Source organism: Nostoc sp. KVJ20 (genome assembly GCF_001712795.1).
GTDB lineage: Bacteria > Cyanobacteriota > Cyanobacteriia > Cyanobacteriales > Nostocaceae > Nostoc.
Window position 1 is genome coordinate 1 of sequence record NZ_KV757739.1, and the last position, 19,265, is coordinate 19,265.

At 41.3% G+C, this 19,265-nt stretch carries 15 protein-coding genes and 1 CRISPR repeat array; of the genes, 8 read left to right on the plus strand and 7 right to left on the minus strand.

What is annotated here, in order from left to right:
- Positions 1–551: 551 nt before the first annotated feature.
- The 5 genes from A4S05_RS33580 to A4S05_RS33600 all read left to right on the plus strand — a co-directional run bounded on the left by A4S05_RS33580 (position 552) and on the right by A4S05_RS33600 (position 4,678).
- Positions 552–827: a hypothetical protein gene (locus A4S05_RS33580; protein WP_069074099.1), complete on the plus strand. Its 276-nt coding sequence runs from the start codon at positions 552–554 to the stop codon at positions 825–827.
- 318 nt (positions 828–1,145) lie between these two features.
- A complete protein-coding gene (locus A4S05_RS33585) occupies positions 1,146–2,042 on the plus strand; it encodes an acyl-ACP desaturase (protein ID WP_069074100.1) in 897 nt (298 codons plus the stop codon).
- Entirely contained in the window at positions 2,018–2,401 is a 384-nt protein-coding gene (locus A4S05_RS33590) for a holo-ACP synthase (protein ID WP_141699883.1), read from the plus strand. Before A4S05_RS33585 ends, A4S05_RS33590 begins: the two co-directional genes overlap by 25 nt.
- 209 nt (positions 2,402–2,610) lie before the next feature.
- Complete coding sequence (locus A4S05_RS33595) at positions 2,611–3,024, plus strand: acyl-CoA thioesterase (protein ID WP_069074102.1); 414 nt, start codon at positions 2,611–2,613, stop codon at positions 3,022–3,024.
- Positions 3,025–3,034: 10 nt separating this feature from the next.
- Entirely contained in the window at positions 3,035–4,678 is a 1,644-nt protein-coding gene (locus A4S05_RS33600; RefSeq protein WP_218108003.1) for an AMP-binding protein, read from the plus strand.
- Positions 4,679–4,732: 54 nt separating this feature from the next.
- Here A4S05_RS33600 and A4S05_RS33605 read toward each other — a convergent pair whose 3' ends face one another.
- The 7 genes from A4S05_RS33605 to def all read right to left on the minus strand — a co-directional run bounded on the left by A4S05_RS33605 (position 4,733) and on the right by def (position 14,641).
- On the minus strand, positions 4,733–6,166 hold the full coding sequence (locus tag A4S05_RS33605) for a sensor histidine kinase (protein WP_069074113.1): 1,434 nt from the start codon (positions 6,164–6,166) through the stop codon (positions 4,733–4,735).
- A gap of 547 nt (positions 6,167–6,713) precedes the next feature.
- A complete protein-coding gene (locus A4S05_RS33610) occupies positions 6,714–9,404 on the minus strand; it encodes an MGH1-like glycoside hydrolase domain-containing protein (protein ID WP_069074103.1) in 2,691 nt (896 codons plus the stop codon).
- Positions 9,405–9,668: 264 nt separating this feature from the next.
- Positions 9,669–11,696 (minus strand): amylo-alpha-1,6-glucosidase, encoded by a 2,028-nt coding sequence (locus A4S05_RS33615; RefSeq protein WP_069074104.1) that lies wholly within the window; start codon positions 11,694–11,696, stop codon positions 9,669–9,671.
- Positions 11,697–12,159: 463 nt separating this feature from the next.
- Positions 12,160–12,801, minus strand: coding sequence for a GNAT family N-acetyltransferase (locus A4S05_RS33620; protein WP_069074105.1), 642 nt, complete (start codon positions 12,799–12,801; stop codon positions 12,160–12,162).
- Between the two features lie 56 nt (positions 12,802–12,857).
- Positions 12,858–13,688, minus strand: a complete 831-nt coding sequence (locus A4S05_RS33625) for a PD-(D/E)XK nuclease family protein (protein WP_069074106.1) — start codon at positions 13,686–13,688, stop codon at positions 12,858–12,860.
- A 174-nt stretch (positions 13,689–13,862) separates the two neighbouring features.
- Positions 13,863–14,066 carry a hypothetical protein gene (locus A4S05_RS33630; RefSeq protein WP_069074107.1) on the minus strand — a complete coding sequence of 68 codons (204 nt, stop codon included), beginning with the start codon at positions 14,064–14,066 and terminating at the stop codon, positions 13,863–13,865.
- A gap of 11 nt (positions 14,067–14,077) precedes the next feature.
- A complete protein-coding gene (def, locus tag A4S05_RS33635) occupies positions 14,078–14,641 on the minus strand; it encodes a peptide deformylase (protein ID WP_069074108.1) in 564 nt (187 codons plus the stop codon).
- Between the two features lie 149 nt (positions 14,642–14,790).
- On the opposite strand from def, the gene A4S05_RS33640 reads away from it, so the two are divergent.
- From A4S05_RS33640 to A4S05_RS33650, 3 genes are all read left to right on the plus strand, one after another.
- Positions 14,791–15,693 carry a cell division protein FtsX gene (locus A4S05_RS33640; protein WP_069074109.1) on the plus strand — a complete coding sequence of 301 codons (903 nt, stop codon included), beginning with the start codon at positions 14,791–14,793 and terminating at the stop codon, positions 15,691–15,693.
- 84 nt (positions 15,694–15,777) lie between these two features.
- Positions 15,778–16,587, plus strand: a complete 810-nt coding sequence (locus tag A4S05_RS33645) for a DUF3598 family protein (RefSeq protein ID WP_069074110.1) — start codon at positions 15,778–15,780, stop codon at positions 16,585–16,587.
- An 85-nt stretch (positions 16,588–16,672) separates the two neighbouring features.
- Positions 16,673–18,184 (plus strand): BamA/TamA family outer membrane protein, encoded by a 1,512-nt coding sequence (locus A4S05_RS33650; protein WP_069074111.1) that lies wholly within the window; start codon positions 16,673–16,675, stop codon positions 18,182–18,184.
- 290 nt (positions 18,185–18,474) lie between these two features.
- Positions 18,475–19,151: a CRISPR direct-repeat array (repeat unit 30 nt; unit sequence TGCAATTCATCAAAATCCCTATTAGGGATT).
- Positions 19,152–19,265 lie beyond the last annotated feature (114 nt).

A 19,265-nucleotide genomic window follows, 5' to 3' on the forward strand; every position in this document is an offset into this window, starting at 1 on the left:
TACTTATTTTGAGGTGGCGCTTACCTAAAAAAGTCTTAGCCTTGCTTCTATTTTTTGAACCTTTAACTTTCCTCGAAACTCGACGACATGAAGTGCGAACTCCACCCATTAAGGCTTATCTCTCAAATGTCACTCATCCCTGAATATTTCTATTCATTTCGAGTGAACGAATCGCACTCCCCCGCATGAATGACGGGGGCTTTACGCTTCACAAGTCGTAAAGCATTCATAAGTCGGAAGTCGGAGGTGGTAATACGGTTCGGTTAACAAAGTATCTGTTGAGGCAAACAGTTCTTGTAGCAGGGGGAGAAGAGAAGCAGGGGAAGATAAATTTTAATAACTTTCCCCCCTGCTTATGCGAACCGTATTGGACACATAAGAACTCATCTTTAGTATAAATACGCAGCTAAAACTTTATTAAATGTGCTAATTTGAGCTTACTCTATGTAATACACAGCATATAAACGTCAAATTTTTTGTTAATGTTAAGTAAAACCTGTAACTAACAGCATTTAACTTACTGTAATACCGCAACAAAGGAGTTTCAAATCTTGAAAGACTATATCTGTGAGATTTTTGCCCAAAATGTTGGTTTATCTATTGCAGAAATTTTTGAAAATGACTTGACGCTATCGGCGATTATTGCTCGTTCCGATCGCCTACATAACAGCATCGATCTGATGGAGGTTTTCGCCAAAACTGCGAATATGCTGAAAAAGCAGTATGGAGTCCAAATACGTTTGCCAGCTTTCTCTCTTGATACACCTATTTCAGATGTATTAGAAGCATTTTTAAATGAAGCTGATACAGTTAATACTTTGAGCTAAAAATGATAAATTTTAAATCTAAAGACTTTTTGGATAATAGAGTCTAGAGAATAAAGTGTAGTGGTAAAAATTTTCATTTTTAGTTTTACAACCAGCTTTTTAACTCACGTTTGCCCTACAGCCCTTCGGGCATCCTACGGCGGGCATTACCGTACTCCTTCTTGTAACGAAGACGCTAACGCGAACGGAGAACAAGCTACGCGTCAGCGTCTCGAAGAGAAAGGTAGATAGGTTTTGTTTATGTAGCCGCGACTTCCAGTCACCAAGGCTTTTCAAACAACCTCTAAAACTTAAAAATTAAATTCAAATATCTTCACTATGGTAAATACAATTTCTCGTTCTGATCTTGTCAGTAACTTATATGCAATTGTTGCCGAGCAACGAAGCTCTTTAGTTGATTTAATATGGGAACAACACTATTTCCATGAAAAGCGCCGATGGAGTGCAGTGGAAATGATTGGTGCAATTAACCTGGAGGCTGTGAATAAATTTGACAAAGCTAATCTCTGGAATGCTGGACGTGCAGAATTGACTACCAAGCCAGGAGCCGATCGCTTGGCTAGATTGGCTGATGCTGAGTGTCGTCGTTGGCAAGATCGCAATCCAGTTTTAGCAAGCATTATGCAAGCTTGTAGTACTTGGAGTCGTTACTGGAATGAGGAAGAAAGCTTTCACGAAACCACACTTAATCGCTTATCGACTCTACTCAGTCTAGAACCTGTCAGTGACGAGACTCTCATTGAGTTTCGGAAGATTTTTCCCGACGATGACATGCTCAGAACACTAGTATTATTAGCGATTTCAGAGATTACAGCCACGGTTAACTACTCTTGGTGTGCTAATGTTGCTCAAGACCCTGGATTGAAAAAGCTATTTAAGCAAATTGCTGCTGATGAATCGCAGCATATGACATACTTCATAAGTTTTGCCAAAGCTTTAGTTGATAGTAAAGAGTACTCACCCAAAGGCGCATTTGCTGTTGCACACTTGTTTGTGCGAGAAGGGGGCGAACTTTATGGTAGTAACCGTCAACATCTTGAGCAGCGGGATTCTCACGTCAACTGGTGGGATTCCATCAAGTATGAGATGGTTCTGCCAGACAATATTGAGCGCAAACAAAGTCTGATATTTTCTGCTCTCAGACAAATTACAGGAATTCACGTAAACTCTGCGGCTGAAGTTGAACAGAAGTGGCTGGATCTGGTGGGATGTTAATTGGACTGGGGCACGATATTCAACTGATTGCAGAACTAACAACAGTTGAAGCTTTGAAAGTTCCAGGCATTTTCTTTACAAACACTGAGTGCCTTTACTTCAGCCAAAGTAAAAACCCTCTCCAAAGTATGGCAGGTACTTTTTCAGCTAAAGAAGCCTTGTTTAAGGCTTTGGCAATGGCCCCTAATTTCTACTGGACAGATGTAGAAGTGCGACATAATTCCCGTTACGCGCCTTACTTTGAATTTTACGGCTCACTGGCAGAGCATTTTCAGCTTCAAGGTTGGACTGTTCACCTTTCCATATCTCACAGTGGGGATTATGTGTCTACTGTTGTGGCTATCTCTCCCCAGGCATGATTGCAGAGACTTGGTAGTAGAAAGGTGCAAATAAACAGCAGTGTGTAACAAAAAGTAAAGTTAACTAAAACTCTCTTCCCCCTTGCTCCCTGCTCCCCTGCCTCTTTTGACCTTCTGCCACGCCACTTGCTCGGAGGAAACCTCTGCAACGTAGTGGCTCCTCTGCCTTCTACTTTGCCTTGATAATAAATATTCACGCCAACCCATTTATGAACTTTGAAGCTGTTAACCTAAAACTTCAGGTACGCCCAAATGACCTTGACAGTTTGGGTCACGTCAATAATGCCACTGTTCTCGAATACCTAGAAGCAGGGCGATGGTCATGGCTTGAGCATCACAACTTATTTCACGGACAGAGGATTATTCCTGTAGTTGCTCGTATTGAAGTCAACTATAGCCATGAAATATTACCTGGAGAGGTCAAGATTATTACGAAACTTAAAGACACGGAGGAAAATTACTATTATCAAGTAATTTTTCACCAATTTATTGAGATTTTCAAAAACGGAACTGCAAAGGTTGCTGCCGATGCTCTTGTGAAAGTAGCATTCATTGATTCAATTGAACGATCGCTTAGAACTCTCCAGGATTTTCTCGATGAAAATAAGCAACAAGATAGTTGAGGTCAAAACAATGCAAGACTTACAACCCAGAACTAAGCTGTCGATGACCGCGATCGCAATGATTCAGGCTCTCAAGAATACTGACTCACACTTGGGCTTGTTCTTAAGACAGGATCGCGCTGCTGAGTCTAAGTTTCTCGCCTATTGTGAGATGTACCAGAAGATTGCAGCCTATATGGAGTACTTTCGGGCTACGGGTGTGGCAGCTGGCTCAAGGATTCTGTTTCCTTTTGAAACAACCGAAGGTGTGATTATTGCATTCTTTGCTTTAGTTGGACTGGGAGCAATTCCACTGTCAGTCAAACCCTACAGCATGGGTGTTGTTAAAGAGAGCTACCTAGAATTTTTGACGAAGGTTACAACCCAATATCAAGCTGAATTTGTGTTGGAAGCACCTAGTATTAGAAGTTTAGAATTGAGCCTCCAGCGTCTACAGTTACCAGACACAGATATTCAGCCCCAAGAATCAGCAAATTTTGCAACAATTACAGATACTGATATTGCTTTTGTGCAGTTTTCTTCTGGCTCGACTTCTTTCCCCAAAGGAATTCCAGTCACTCATGGGAAAATTGTGACACAAATGCAGGCGATCGCTAACTATGCTCAAAATAGACCCAGTGATGCAACTGCAAGTTGGCTGCCACTTTATCACGATATGGGATTAGTCGGTGGTTTGCTCACAACGCTATACGTGAGGCATAACTTGCACCTAAGTACCCCAATACATTTTTTGATGAATCCTGTGGAGTGGTTGAGCGAACTGTCAGAAAAAAAGATTGCGATCGCAGTTATTCCAGATTTTGCCATTAGCTACTGTCTCCGTCGCTTGGCAATTACCGATCCAGAAGAAATTGCCAACTTAAACTTGACCCAGCTACGAATGGTTTTCAATGGCAGTGAGCCAATTAATATAGATAAACTACATCAGTTCTTGGAAGTGCTTGCACCCTATGGATTGCAACCTACAGCAATTAAGCCTTGCTACGGCATGGCGGAGGCAGTCCTGATGATTTCTTGCTGTAAGTTAGAAGATGTTCCCCGGATTATGACTTTGGCAAATGGCTGCAAAGCTATTTCCGTAGGTCAAGCGTTGAGTACATTTGATATCCGTTTAAGAACTGAAGATGGTCTTTTATGCCATGAGGGTGAAATTGGTGAAGTTGAACTCAGAGGCGGGACTTTGGTCGATAATTATTTTGAAAGCGAACGCCCTTTTTACAATTGTGATGGTTTTTTCCCTACTGGTGATTTGGGTGTAATTAGCGAGGGTGAGTTGTTCGTCACAGGTCGGCTGAACGATCGCTTCAAAATTAATGGTCAAAGTTATTTTGCGAGTGATTTTGAACATGCCATAGAGTCGCTACCGTTTGTACAACCGAGCAAAGTTGCGACAATTCAGGCTGATGACCGCATTATCGTCTTGATAGAAACCAAACAGGCCAGTGTTCTTCAGCAATTAATTGACCATCAGCGCCAAGTCAGCGAGATTGTTCTCAACCAGCTGGGTATTAAAATCCCTGTGGACAATATACTCTTCATTTGCCCAGGACAACTAGAAAAAACTAGCAGTGGCAAGTTACGGCGAATAGCAATCACTCAAGCCTACATCACAGGGAAAATTATGCTTGCTAAAAACGCTAGAAATGGGTGTTAATTTCAAACATTCTCTTAGAGAAGTCGGGAATGTAAGTCTTTCAATTTTCACCAATTAGATAGAACTACTATATGTAGGTAAATTGATTGTAAACATACTCCCTTCCCCTAACTTCGATTGCACACTTACACTACCACCCATACCTTCTACAAGTGTCTTGACAATCGATAAACCTAAACCAGAACCCCCAGTAGTCTGAGAGCGAGATTCATCTACACGGTAAAATCTCTCAAATATCCGTACTTGCTGTTGCAAGGGGATGCCATAACCTTTGTCACAAACTTGAATAATTGCTTTATCTTGAAGCTGATTTAACTTAAGAATTATAGGTGTATCAGCTTCAGAATACTTAACAGCATTATCAATTAAATTTAATAAAACTTGTTTCAGACGGCTATAGTCTGCCTTGATCTCAATTGGATAGATTTCTGACTCGATTGTAATTGTGCGATCGCTATATTTTTTTGCCATCATTACAACTTCTTCAACCAATTCATTCAGCACATAAGATTTCATTTGAAAATATAAGTAACCGCTATCTGCTCGCGCTAAATCAAGTAAATCTTGTAGTAGACGAATAGTGCGTTCAGCTTCCGATGCCGCAGTTTCTAAAGCTTCTTGTTGAGTTTGAGTTAAGTTATTTTGCCTTCGCAATACACTTTGCAAATAACCATGTACAATTGTTAAAGGTGTGCGTAATTCATGAGAAACATTACTCACAAATTCTCGCTCTTGCTCCCAAGATTGCGAAAGGCGTGATAACAGCATGGTTAAGGTTTGAGCTAATTCTTTAACTTCACTGGGTGCATTATCAAGATATAGCTGTGCTTTTCCTAAATCCTCAGCGGAAATCACAGAAGCCATTTGATTTAGCTGGCGCAGAGGTTGTAAAGAACTTTTAATATAAAATGCGATCGCAACAGTTAAAACAATAATTGCCAAACCACTAGTAATACCTAAACTCTGCACCATTACCACAAACATTTTCTGTTCGCGGGTAATATCCTTGACTACAAATAACTCACCCAGTAACTTACCCTGCACTTGCACAGAACTACCACATAGAACAAAGTAGCTTTGGTTTACTTTGTAAACTTGCGGTTTAATCGGCATCTTAGTCAGAGAAATTAACTCAGCTACCGTAGTATCAGATAATAAATCCAAAGTAGCAGATTTTACTAAAATTTTATTATCAGGACTTTTTAGCCATAACAATGTGTTGGTATTTGCCAAATTATTAATAGCCTTTTGCAACCCAGTTTCAGGTTGCATCATTTCACTATAAATTTGTACATCTTGCGGCAAGCGCTTGGCGATTTGTTCTATATTGTATTTATGACCATCAACTAAAATTTGCTGCATTTTCCAACTAGTCCATGTAGCAAGACTACCTAATACCAAAGCTGAAAATGATGCAATACCAACCGTGAGGCGTGATTGTAAGGAAAATGGGTCTATATTTATCCAAACTGTTATGATTTGCTTCACTGTTTTGGTTGCGCTGAAGGTGTTTAATAAGGCTTGATCAATCAAATAATACTGCTGAATATAAAGTTACTGTTAACCGCTACATCTTTATTTATAGCTGATTTTAAATTACCTCTGTTGTAGACCTACACTGAAAACTGCAACCATTCCAAAAAGATTGCTCAATATTTTTATCGCTCTTTCAACTATACTAATCTTTCTCTAGGAATCCGCTTTGATTTCTGAACTAATTTGCGTAGGCAGGCAATAGGGAATAGGCAATCTTGCTACAATCAAGAAGGCTTCTTAGTTGTACTGAGTTTTTTCAGAAATCAAATATGAGTCCTATCTAATAATAATTTAAATGCATTTACTAGTAATTAAATTAATTTTCGCTGAGAATTAACTTAAAATTCTTAATCCTATTTATTTTATTTTTCTAGCTTGATTCAACGCAGGTACTAAAAGTTAATTGTAAAAAATGTGGGTTTTCGAGACACGATAAATCGCCTTCAAGACAAGTGTTTTGGTCTTATCTGAACTGTATTGGTACTAAAAGTAAATCTTGCTATTTAACCTTCTCTATTTCTGGTTCTTGATGCTGTGCTTCATATTCACCAAATTGCTGGATTAATTTGGCAACTAAACCTGTCCAGCCAGTTTGATGACTAGCACCAATTCCGGCTCCGTTATCACCATGAAAATATTCATAGAATAAAATCAAGTTTTGCCAGTGTGGATCGTTTTGAAACTTTTGCATTCCACCATAAACAGGACGTTTACCAGAGTCATTTTGCAAGAAAATTCTGATTAACCTTTGAGATAATTCTGATGCAACTTCCCAAAGTGTCATCATTTGACCAGAACCAGTAGGACATTCCACTTTGAAATCGTCTCCGAGATAATAATGAAACTTTTGCAAAGATTCAATTAGGATGAAATTCACCGGAAACCAAACGGGGCCGCGCCAGTTTGAATTACCACCAAATAAACCACTGCTAGATTCAGCCGGTTCATAATCCACCCGAAATTGCGAACCGTTAACATCAAAAATATAAGGATTTTCAGCATGAAATCGAGAAAGTGCCCGAATGCCGTAAGGGCCAAAAAACTCGCTTTCATCCAGCATTTTTTGCAGAATACTTCTGAGCTTATCTCTAGAAACGATCGCCAGCAATCTCCTCGCACCCAATCCTTTTGTTTCCATACAAGCCACATTTTGCCGCAAGTCAGGACGGTTTTGGATAAACCATTCTAATCGCTTTTTAAAACCAGGAAGCAGTTTTAAAGTTTCTGGTTCAATAGTTTCAATGGCAAATAGAGGAATTAATCCTACCATTGACCTGACTTTTAAGGTAATCTGCCGTTCAGGTAAATGCAGCACATCGTAGTAAAATTCATCAGAATCATGCCACAAACTGGCTTCCATTTCGCCGATTTTATTCATGGCATCGGCAATGTAAAGAAAATGCTCAAAAAACTTGGTAGCAATGTCTTCGTAAACAGGATTAGTCTTGGCTAATTCGAGAGCGATCGCTAACATATTTAAACAATACATTCCCATCCAACTCGTACCATCAGATTGGTCAATATGTCCACCTGTAGGTAAAGCTGCGCTACGGTCAAATACACCAATGTTATCTAAACCGAGAAATCCCCCTTGAAAGACGTTGTTACCCGCAGTATCTTTGCGATTTACCCACCAGGTGAAATTGAGCATCAGCTTTTGAAATACCCGTTCTAAAAACTGTCTATCTGCTCGTCCATAAATCTTTTTTTCAATCTTATAAATACGCCAAGTTGCCCAAGCGTGAACAGGTGGATTAACATCACCAAAAGCCCATTCGTATGCAGGAATTTGCCCGTTAGGATGCATATACCATTCTCGTGTTAAAACATCCAACTGATACTTAGCAAAATCAGGGTCAATCATTGCCAAAGGAATGGTATGAAATGCCAAATTCCAAGCTGCAAACCAAGGATATTCCCACTTATCGGGCATAGAAAGAATATCTTTATTGTAGAGATGAAACCATTCTCGGTTTCTGCCTTGTTGGCGTTCTGGAGGTGGCGCTGGTGTATTGCGATCGCCTTTGAGCCAATCCTCTATAACATAGTGATAATATTGTTTACTCCACAGCATTCCAGCAAATGCTTGTCGTTGCACATTTCGCATATCTTCACTGAGGGGAAATGGTGTAACGCGCTGATAAAATTTATCTGCTTCCTGTTGTCGTTCCCAAAAGATTGTATCGAATTCTTTGCCAAATGGCTCAACTACATTTGCTACATCACTCAATCGCAATTGAATAATTTTATTTTCACCAGCACCAACTGTTAACAAATAATCAACAGATGCTTTTGTACCAAATCTATTTGGATTTACTGCCTCTTTTTTACCCAGAACGATATAGTCATTAATACCATCTTTTACATAGGCAGAGGAATTAGGATAACCAAATAATCGCTGATAATTTGTCTCGTTTTCTGTAAAGATAATTTCATTTGCTTCCTGACAATACAGCCATCTTTTACCTAAAGTTGAGTGAAACACCTCAACCACATGAAAGCCATTACCTGATTCGACTTCTTTTAAAGTAGGTTTGCTGGTATCACCATTCCAGCACCAAGTATTACGAAACCAGAGAGTAGGTAACAGGTGTAGGGTTTTTGCTTCTGGGCCCCGGTTGATTACTTTTATTTGGATGAGAATATCTTCAGCAGAATTTTTGGCATATTCGATAAAGACATCAAAGTAACGATTTTCATCAAATATACCTGTATCTAGTAATTCAAATTCTGGCTCATGACGATTTCTGCGTTGATTTTCTGCAACTAATTGGGAGTAGGGAAAGGCTTTATGGGGATATTTGTAAAGCGCTTTCATGTAAGAATGGGTAGGAGTATTGTCTAGATAAAAGTAATATTCTTTAACATCTTCCCCATGATTTCCTTCGCTACCGGTTAGACCAAAAATTCTTTCTTTAAGAATAGAATCTTCGCCATTCCAAAGTGCGATCGCAAAACAAAGCCGTTGATGATTATCAGAAATGCCAGCAATCCCATCTTCACCCCAACGATAGGCGCGAGAACGCGCCTGATCGTGGGTGAAATAGTCCCAGGCTGTACCGTTGGGACTGTAATCTTCGCGCACCGTTCCCCATTGGCGATCGCTTAAATATGGCCCCCATCTCCGCCAATGAGCTTTGTGACTCAAGGCTTCTGCTAATCTGATTTCTTCTTGGGTTAAATTTGTCATAATATCACCCTGCCTGCATATCTGCACTTTAGTAAATTAATCTTTAAGTCCTAATACCGTTTCTTGGTGAAGCTGCATATAATTCACCCCCTCTAACTCCCCCTTGCAAAGGTGGAGAACCGGATATTTCCCCCCTTTGCAAGGGGGGATTAAGGGGGGTAATTTGACTTGTGTGTACACCGTAGCCCAATGCATCGGGGGGACTACAGAAGGGTATTATGATGTGCATCTTCATACAGAATTGGTATAATGTTATTCCCCGCATCAACTCTCTGTTGCAAACCAAGCACGTAAAACCTCTGCTACTGTCCACGCTTGGGCAATGCATCCCCGTGGAGTCATCGGCGGATCACCATCAAAAATTTCGCTGAGACTACTAACACCGTGTGCTTTTAGATGATTAGCCATTGGTTCCAAAAATTGACGAGCCTGTTCGGGATTTTTGTAGACGCGCAGGTGTGCTAAGACGAACGGCCCCAACAACCAACCCCAAACTGTCCCTTGGTGGTAGGCTCCATCACGTTGATACTGATTACCACCGTATTTACCCTGGTATTGGGGATGATCGGGGGCTAGCGATCGCAACCCATGAGAAGTCAGCAGCGATCGCCCGCAAGCTTCCACCACACCCTTTTGCTGGGCAGGTGTGAGCGGACTTTCTGGTAATGACACAGCAAAGATTTGGTTAGGACGCAACAACGCATCATCACCATCAGGACTGTCTAGAACGTCATAGCAATAACCTGTCTCTTCATTCCAGAAGCGAGAAAATCTATACTTTGCCCGGTCTGCCATTGCCTCATACTCTTGGTGTGGTTTACCAAGCTGACGGGCAAACTTTGCCATTGTCCGTAAAGCATTATACCAGAGGGCATTAACTTCAATCGGTTTGCCAATTCGGGGCGTAACTACCCAATCGTCAACTTTGGCATCCATCCAGGTCAGTTGTACGCCTGCAACGCCTGCATAAAGTAAGCCATCGGCGGCATCGAGATGAATGTTGTAGCGTGTACCGCGACAGTGCCAATCAATGATGTCTGCAAGTATGGGAAAGAGTTCACCAAGCAAAGTATCATCGTCTGTAGCGCTGTAGTAGGCGCGGACTGCTTCAAAGTACCAGAGAGTGGCATCGACTGTATTATATTCTGGTTGCTCACCCGCATCGGGAAAGCGATTAGGTAACATTCCCTGGTCTACGTATCTGGCAAAGGTGCGAAGAATTGAGCGTGCTACCTCTGGACGACCAGTGGAAATTGTCAAACCAGGTAGACTAATCATCGTGTCGCGTCCCCAGTCGCTAAACCAGTGATAACCAGCGATGATGGTTTTGCCGTAGGGGTCTTCTGGCAATGAGCGATCGACAATAAACTGGTCAGCAGCTAGTACTAATTGGTTGATCCAGCTAGGTGATTCCTTAGTTTTTAGAGGTCGATTAGTTTTCCAAAATCCTATTAATTTCTGCTCTTGAGCGCGACGTAACTTGAGTGCAGCTTCACCATTGAGATTTGGTTCTTTTTCTGTGCTGGCTATAAAGGCGATCGCTTCTCCAGAATTCAGTGTAACTTCAAAGGTGGCGGCGTGGAGGTGGTCTTCTTTATCTCTCAATCCCCGATAGCGTTCAACTGCTAAGTCAAAGCCATGATACCAATTGTGGACAACAGATACACTAGGGCGTGAAGCGTTGCGTAGCTTGCCGCCGTAGGCATCGCCTTTAGGCGAATCACTCAGCAGATACAGTGGTACAGCACCCGGATAAGCAGTTACACAAATCCCCTGTTCCACCTCCTCAACAGACATCTGCCAATCATTGCTTTGAGTATCGCTGTGATAATCGCGGTAGTTGACCATTGCTTTGAGGGTTAACTTCAGCGGTTGGGTGGCACGACGGAGAGTATATTGGATATAGGTTGTGTTAGCGCCTTGTTGCATCCACACGCGTTTTTCTAACAAGGCATCGGCAACAGCAAAACGCCATACAGGAATTGTACCTTCCAGAGAAAAACGTTCAATATTTTGATAACCCTGGGGACTGACAATACCATCAGCCCAACGATTGGTGTCTAGAGAATAAGAGCGAGTATCGTACAGGACAGTTTCATCTAGTTTTGCCACCATTAAGGTACGACCCAGAGGTGGTTTCAATGCTGCTACCAGTAGTCCATGATAGCGGCGGGTCAATAAACCAGCTATAGTCCCAGAGGCGTAACCACCAATACCGTTAGTAACTAACCACTCCCGCGATTCTGCAATGTCAAGATTGCCGCAGATTTCCCGCCCAAATTCTATACACATAAGTCACGTCACTGTGCTCCGAATTCACAATTCAAAATTAACAATCCCGATTAAAAGTTGCTCCTAGAGCATCCTAACTCCTAACTTTTGTTAAAGGATGTTTGAAAAGTGGTTGGCTGTAATTTTAGGCACTTGTTGATCCCCCCAACCCCCCTTAAAAAGCTACAGTGTACACACAAGTCGAATTACCCCCCTTAATCCCCCCGATGCATTGGGGGGAAACTAGAAATACAGTTCCCTTCCCTTTGCAAGGGGAGGGTTAGGGAGGGGTAAAACTTACGCTTAAACTCAGATGAGTGAACTGTTTCAGACTTGTGTGTACACCGTAGCCTTAAAAAGGGGGGAAAGTCTCTAAAAGTCCCCTCTTTTTAAGGGGGATTTAGGGGGATCTAAAACGTTTTGCTACCGACTAGAGGACTTTTCAAACCCAATCCCCAATCCCCAGCCCCTTTTACACATACTTTTAGATTGGAGATTGATCTTCAGTTGCTTGAGATTCATTCACTAGAGGATTGAGGATGACTTCATTCGCAACACTATCAGGCTTACGGGCACGAATTGCTGGACGCGATCGCCTATAACCGGCTCTTTCAGCTTTTTGGTGTTCATAATCAATCAATCTGCCATAATATTCGTGCTTGCTTAAATTCATCGACAAGAAAATATGCTGGCGGATATTACCAAAACCTTTGCGACTAAAAAACTTTAATGCTGAAGTGTTGGTTGGGTCAGTGTCTACCAGCATAAACCGCGCCCCATCTTCAATCATCCGGGCGACGACTTTATCAACTAGCTTGTCTGCAACTCCCCGACGCTGATATTTCGGACTAACTCCTAGCCATAAAATATATCCATAAGTCCAGGATGCTTTGGTGATGATGGTTCCTAAAATGAATCCTGCTAATTCTCCATCTGTTTCAGCCACAAGACAGTATTCGGGATCGGTGTTGTAAAGTCCAATCACCTCCCATTCGTCCCAGGTGCGGTATAAATAAGGATATAAATCGCTGGTAAATAAACCTTCTCCCAAGTGGTAAACGGGAGCAATGTCATCAATTCCTAATTCGCGTACATAAATTGCTTCAGTTTCGTCAAAGCTTGACATAAATTTATATTAATTTTTAATTTCTTTATACCTCTATTGGATTTTACAAACATCCTCTAATGTATGGGGTTGAGTGAGACTTCTGGAATGCTGTCAAAATTTGGTAATGAGTCTTTCACTGCTTCTTCAATAGCTTGTGTGCGTAGTTTACCGTCGTAGGCATCGCACCGTTTGGCAAACTGACAATAATCACAGGTTTTGCTACCCTCCGCCACTTGGGGAAACTGCTGGTTATTTTGGTAATCTTCCAACAAATTAGTTAACTGGCTTAACAGTTGATTAAGTCTTTTTGCTGTTCGTGTGTGTTGAGCAGTATTGTAATTAAATTTAATATTTTGCGGCTTGCCCTCAGATTGGACAAACCAGTAAGTCATGGAAATATTTTCTGGCAAATAGTCGCTAGTTTCAGCCAATACATACAGATAAAGCCGTGTTTGCCAGTTGGATTCTAACTGGCGTTTGTTGGGTGGTTTAGGATAAGTTTTCCAGTCGAGAATTTGTGCTTGTTGGTTATCTGCAATCAATAAATCATAGATAACCGACAGCAAATAGTCCTGAACTTGCAGAGTTCGGTAGTGTTCACTTTCACGGAAAGTTTGATTATCAGATCCAGGCGTTAAGATTTCTGGGGCTGCATCGGCAAAACCTAGCATCCAGCTTTGCAGTTGAGCATCCGCTTGCAGAAAACTATCAATTGGCAAACCCATTTCTCGCTGTTGCATTAGCAAGTGAAAGCGACTACCCAAAGTTAGCCGTTCTTCTTGTTCTGGATTTGAGGGCGAATTGAGTTTTTCTAGGTAAGTGTGTTGAAATTTACGCGGACAAGTTTCTAGTAAGTTGAGTTGTCCTTGAGACAGTCGCAGTAGTTGAGTGGGAGTTGACAGCATTCTTCTATTTTAGAAGCGATCGCAAACGATGCCCATTTGCCAGGAAAAGCAATCAAGTAGCCCCAACGAAAAAATTAATCTCAGCGTAGTCGAACATGGAGAGCAAAAATAAAAGGTAAAAGAATGAATTTTGCCTTTTTCCTCATCCTTTTACCTTTTTTATGTACCTGATGCTTATTTCATGTTAGCCCTTGCGTCCTTCACTGCGGCAATAAAAAATAATCCTGTGAGTGGAATACTCAATACCAGGATAATTGCCGTAGCTGTGACACCAAAATCTGGTTGTCCGTAACTGAGTTCAAAAATCGAACCGACAGCTGCGATCGCACTTACACAAGAACCACCCAGAAATAAACCGCTTTTTGGAGTTAAATACACTGCTAGCGCCCCTATACTATTGGTTTCACCGCTTGATACGAGAAGCCATTCTTAGATAGCTCCTGGGCTAAAGTCAAGGAGTTTTCTACACGGTCTACAAATACCACACCGTTAAGGTGATCCATCTCGTGCTGAATGCAGCGTCCCAAAAGGTCATTCGCCTTTAATGTCCGGGGACGACCGTATTCGTCTTTATAGGCAATTTCCACGAGTTCGGGGCGCTTCACGTCTAGATATACGTTAGGGATACTCAAGCATCCTTCTTGGGCAACAGAGATGTCGCGGCTGACTTGTTTAATGGTGGGGTTAATCAACACCAAAGGCTGATTAGCTGCGTTCTCTGGTTCCAAGTCGATGACAATTAGTTGTTTGTGAATTCCCACTTGGGGCGCAGCCAAACCAATGCCATCCTTGCTGTACATAGTTTGCAGCATTTCGCGCACTATTTGGCGAAGTTCATCATCAACTTTAGAAATCCGCTTTGCAGCTTGACGCAGCACGCGATCGCCTAAATAATGAAGCTCCAAAGGTGGATTTTTTAACTTTTTTTTCTCTACAGCAATTTCAGAGGGCATGAGTCTCAGATGGCTAGATGGTGAAAATTCCTACTATTTTAATTCTACCAAGCTGGGGAATGGGGAATGGGGAATGGGGAATTGGGAATAGGGAATTGGGAACTATGAATTACGAATTACGAATTACGAATTATTGATCGGGGTAATCTGTGCTTAAATCTCTCACGAAACTTGACTATCTACTCAAAGAAACTTTCCTTGGTTTAATGCGGGGAGGTTGGATGAATTGGGCGGCTGTAAGTACTGTGACGGTGTTACTCTTTTTATTTGGCTTGAGTTTGCAAACCTCTTGGCAAGTCGAAAAACTCCTCTATCAGTTTGGTAGCCAGCTAGAAGTATCAGTTTATCTCGAACCGGATACGCAAATGGAAAGTATTGAGCCACTGATCGCAAAAATGTCAGAGGTGGCGGCGATACAAACCATTACGAAAGAGGAAGCTTGGACTAAGTTAGTTAAGGAAATGAGAATTTCTGATATTGAGGGTGCTACCCAACAGCTAGGTGAGAATCCTCTGGTTGATGAGATGAAGGTGAAAGCGCGTAATTCTGAAGTTGTGCCAAATTTAGCAACGCAGTTGGCTAAGTTACCAGGAGTTGAGACAGTGCAGTATGTCGATGAAGCAGTCAAACGCATAGCCCAATTGCACCAAGGTTTGAACTGGATTACCTTAACGATTACAATTATTCTGACTTTAACAGCGATCGCAGTCACTACCACCACAATTAGGCTGATTGTCACGGCGCGACGCCAAGAAATTGAAATTATGCAACTAGTGGGAGCAACTTCTGCTTGGATTTACCTACCATTTATTTTACAAGGAATTGCTTTTGGTTTAGTTGGTGGTGCGATCGCTTGGAGCTTCATTTCTATAATTCAGCAATTTCTCGGTAAGTTGCTAGTCAATCAACCTGAGTTTATCCAAGTCATCACCAACAGAGTGCAACTCACTCCAGCAGAAATTTTATTATTGCCCCTGATTCTTTTAAGTTTCGGTGCAGCTGTAGGATTAATGGGGAGCTTATTTGCTGTCCGACGTTTTGCTAAAGGATAGTCATTGGTCATTGGTCATTTGTCCTTTGTCCTTTGAACTCGGAATTTTCAAAGTTTTAAAACAATAACAAATGACAAAATCACTATGAAATCGCAATGGGAATGTTTTTTGCAGAATCTCGGTGTTTGGGAAGGTTCATTTAGCAATTTTTCTCCCCAAGGGACACTTCTGAATGATACTCCTAGCCGTCTTTCCCTAGAAGGGTTGAACAATAACCAAACCGTGCGCTTAACTCTGTGCCGTTCGGGACGAGATGATTTAGTTAAAGAATATAGTTCTCTGGGGCGGAGTCTGCTGTTTTTTGAAAATGGTTCATTTTCTGAAGGTTTAATTCAATTAGGCCCATTTTCCGAATTTGGCGCAGAAGTTGCTTTAGTTCATGAAAATCGCCGCTTGCGTCTGGTGCAACTGTTTGATAATACTGGTCAGCTAAAGGAATTAATCTTAATTCGAGAACATCTAGCTGGAACCCCAGCAGCAGAACGTCCACCCTTACAGATAAATGATTTGTTGGGAGAATGGCAAGGTCAAGCAGTGACAATATATCCAGATTGGCGATCGCCTGATACTTACTCTACAACCTTAAAATTACAACTAGATGATACTGGGCGATTAATTCAAAGCACTTCTTTTGCAGAACGTACAATTACCTCAACTGCTACCATCAAAGGCCCCATTGTTCTCTTTGATCAAGACCTAGAGAAGCAGGTGCAAGTATTACTGTTACCAGATGGCGCTTCTGCAACTTCACCTCTCCAGGTGCAGTTACGTCAACCTTTCTTTCTGGAAGTGGGTTGGTTAATTCAGCCAAACCTGCGCCAGCGGATGATTCGCAGCTACAACGAGAAAGGCGAATGGGTTAGTCTGACATTAGTTACTGAAGAAAGGGTGTAATCTTGAAGAAGAATGCAGAATTCAGAATTCAGGAGTCAGAATTCAGAATTCAGAATTCAGAATTCTGTTCGATAAAACTTTATTTATGCGTATTCAAATAGCTGTAGTTGCGATCGCAGTAATGTTAGTGGGTGGGGAAAATTCACAGGCCCTTGCAGACTTGCAATCTGCTACTGAAGATGGCGCTGGTAGTATTCTTTTACCAGAACCTACCTTACAGATAGGGGAAGGGTATGTCAAATATGGTGATTATATAGGCTCAACTCCAGTAGATGCCCAGTCTGTCGAGTTTTCTCAGAGAATTATCAAAGACATCCAGATTCGTTTTATTAATAATAAAGATCAGTTACTCGATGACAAAGGTCAGCCGATCAAAGGACGTACCCGAAAGGATTTTATCATTAGTCTGCTGAAACTCAAACCTGGTCAAGTATTCCGTGAAGATTTACTAGCAGCAGACTTGCAACGATTGAGGAGATTAGAGTCATTTAATGAAGTCAATGTTTATCGAGAAGAAGATTCTTCCAGCGTTAATATTATTTATGAAATCAAAGAGCGTAATTTCCCTTCTCTAATTTTAGGAGGCGGTAATAACGACGATGTTGGGCTATACGGTCGGGTGGGTTATAAAGATGCAAATGTTAGCGGTATTAACGATAAATTAGATGCGACTGTGCAAATCAGCGGTAAAGATGTCCAGTTTAATGGTCAGTTCACTAGTCTTTATCGTCCTCAAGAACCAAACCGCTTAGGCTACAGCATCAGAGGTTTTCGGAATCGAAATACATCGGGAACCTTCAACGACGATATCAGATTATCTAACGGTGACAAAGTTCGCGAGGGAAGATTTGGCGGTTCCGTGGGAGTTTTACAATCTTTTGATGAGTGGGATACAGCAATAAGCTTTAATTACACCAGAATTAGCCTACGCGATCAAGAATATAACGTTGTCCAGACCGATAGATTAGGGAGTCCTTTATCTGTGAGCGGTACTGGCATTGATGACCTATTTACATTATCCTTTGCTGTATCCAGAGATCAACGCGATCGCCGAGACAATCCTACTCAAGGATCAATTCTCACCCTCAGCACAGAACAAGCGATTCCCATTGGATTGGGTAATATTTCCAGCAATCGCTTACAGGGAGATTATATTCATTATTTACCAGTCAGTTGGATCGGTAATGGTAGACAAACCGACCATCCAGAAATGTTGGCGATTAATTTACAAATTGGCACGACTATTGGAAACTTTCCACCAGCTGATGCCTTTAATATTGGTGGGCCGGATTCTGTCAGGGGTTACGGTTATGGAAAAATTGCCAGTGGTCGGAGTTATGGCTTAGTCTCAGTAGAATATCGGTTCCCAATTTTTCATTCAATCGGCGGAGTTCTCTTTACTGACCTCGCTTCCGATTTCGGGTCTAGCGAAACCGTGCTAGGAGAACCAGGAGTGTTGCGAGATAAACCTGGAAGTGGCTTTGGTTACGGCTTAGGATTGCGTGTCAAGTCATCCTTTGGGCTGATTCGAGGCGACTTTGGAATTAGCGACCAAGGAGAATTGAGATTTGAAGTGACTACAGGTCAGCGATTTTAATCTTCTTTCTGCTTAGGTTCCTGGATATCAAATGCGCGAAAGGGTAGGTGTAGAAATTCTACAGCCTCAAAAAAGTGTTTCTATCTCAATACCAGCAAGCATTTCACCCCACTTGTTGCCCAATTGCCATCCGCGCAATCTCTGAAATGCTTACAAAACTTGAGTTTCAGCCCTCAATCTTTCTCGATACTCTTCCCAAAGGAATTCTCTAATGCTATTATTGCTCTAGATTCGCGCAACCGCACCTTGAAAACTAAATACAGCTTGGCTTTCGGGTTGCCGCTATTGCATGCAATTCATCAAAATCCCTATTAGGGATTCAAGCCAGAAGATAGGGATTACTGGGCAAAAATAAGATTGCATGCAATTCATCAAAATCCCTATTAGGGATTCTGTTGTAACTTGCGGTAAAATTGACTTATCGTCTATTGCATGCAATTCATCAAAATCCCTATTAGGGATTGAAACTCTATGACAATATAGAGTTAACAAATCATTTCATTATTGCAATTCATCAAAATCCCTATTAGGGATTGAAACAATGTAAGCTAGATGAAAGTACAGCAACAGTAGAATTGCAATTCATCAAAATCCCTATTAGGGATTGAAACCACATAAATAGGCAACATCAACATCATTGATTGAATTGCAATTCATCAAAATCCCTATTAGGGATTGAAACCAAGAGAGGCATTCAAACTGTCAATCAATACTAATTATTGCAATTCATCAAAATCCCTATTAGGGATTGAAACTATGAGAACTCCATCTTTCTTTAAATGATCTACTAGATTGCAATTCATCAAAATCCCTATTAGGGATTGAAACAACATCTTACGAATGCCCAAAAAAAATGACCGATTATTGCAATTCATCAAAATCCCTATTAGGGATTGAAACGTAAACCTGTATTCAAATAGGCGTTAGTAAAGGTCATTGCAATTCATCAAAATCCCTATTAACTCAAGTTGCTAGTTACATACCAAGAAAGATGACATAGGGGTATAAAAACAATAAAATCCCTCCAGACAGAAAATTAGGAGGGAAATATGTTAAATGAAATAGTTACTATCTATTCTGT

What these genes read in the sequence shown, in the direction of transcription:
- A4S05_RS33650 (WP_069074111.1), top strand. Translation starts at nt 16,673, where the DNA reads ATGCGTATTCAAATAGCTGTAGTTGCGATCGCAGTAATGTTAGTGGGT.
- A4S05_RS33625 (WP_069074106.1), bottom strand. Translation starts at nt 13,688, where the DNA reads ATGCTGTCAACTCCCACTCAACTACTGCGACTGTCTCAAGGACAACTC.
- A4S05_RS33610 (WP_069074103.1), bottom strand. Translation starts at nt 9,404, where the DNA reads ATGACAAATTTAACCCAAGAAGAAATCAGATTAGCAGAAGCCTTGAGT.
- A4S05_RS33645 (WP_069074110.1), top strand. Translation starts at nt 15,778, where the DNA reads ATGAAATCGCAATGGGAATGTTTTTTGCAGAATCTCGGTGTTTGGGAA.
- A4S05_RS33600 (WP_218108003.1), top strand. Translation starts at nt 3,035, where the DNA reads ATGCAAGACTTACAACCCAGAACTAAGCTGTCGATGACCGCGATCGCA.
- A4S05_RS33620 (WP_069074105.1), bottom strand. Translation starts at nt 12,801, where the DNA reads ATGTCAAGCTTTGACGAAACTGAAGCAATTTATGTACGCGAATTAGGA.
- A4S05_RS33595 (WP_069074102.1), top strand. Translation starts at nt 2,611, where the DNA reads ATGAACTTTGAAGCTGTTAACCTAAAACTTCAGGTACGCCCAAATGAC.
- A4S05_RS33585 (WP_069074100.1), top strand. Translation starts at nt 1,146, where the DNA reads ATGGTAAATACAATTTCTCGTTCTGATCTTGTCAGTAACTTATATGCA.
- def (WP_069074108.1), bottom strand. Translation starts at nt 14,641, where the DNA reads ATGCCCTCTGAAATTGCTGTAGAGAAAAAAAAGTTAAAAAATCCACCT.
- A4S05_RS33615 (WP_069074104.1), bottom strand. Translation starts at nt 11,696, where the DNA reads ATGTGTATAGAATTTGGGCGGGAAATCTGCGGCAATCTTGACATTGCA.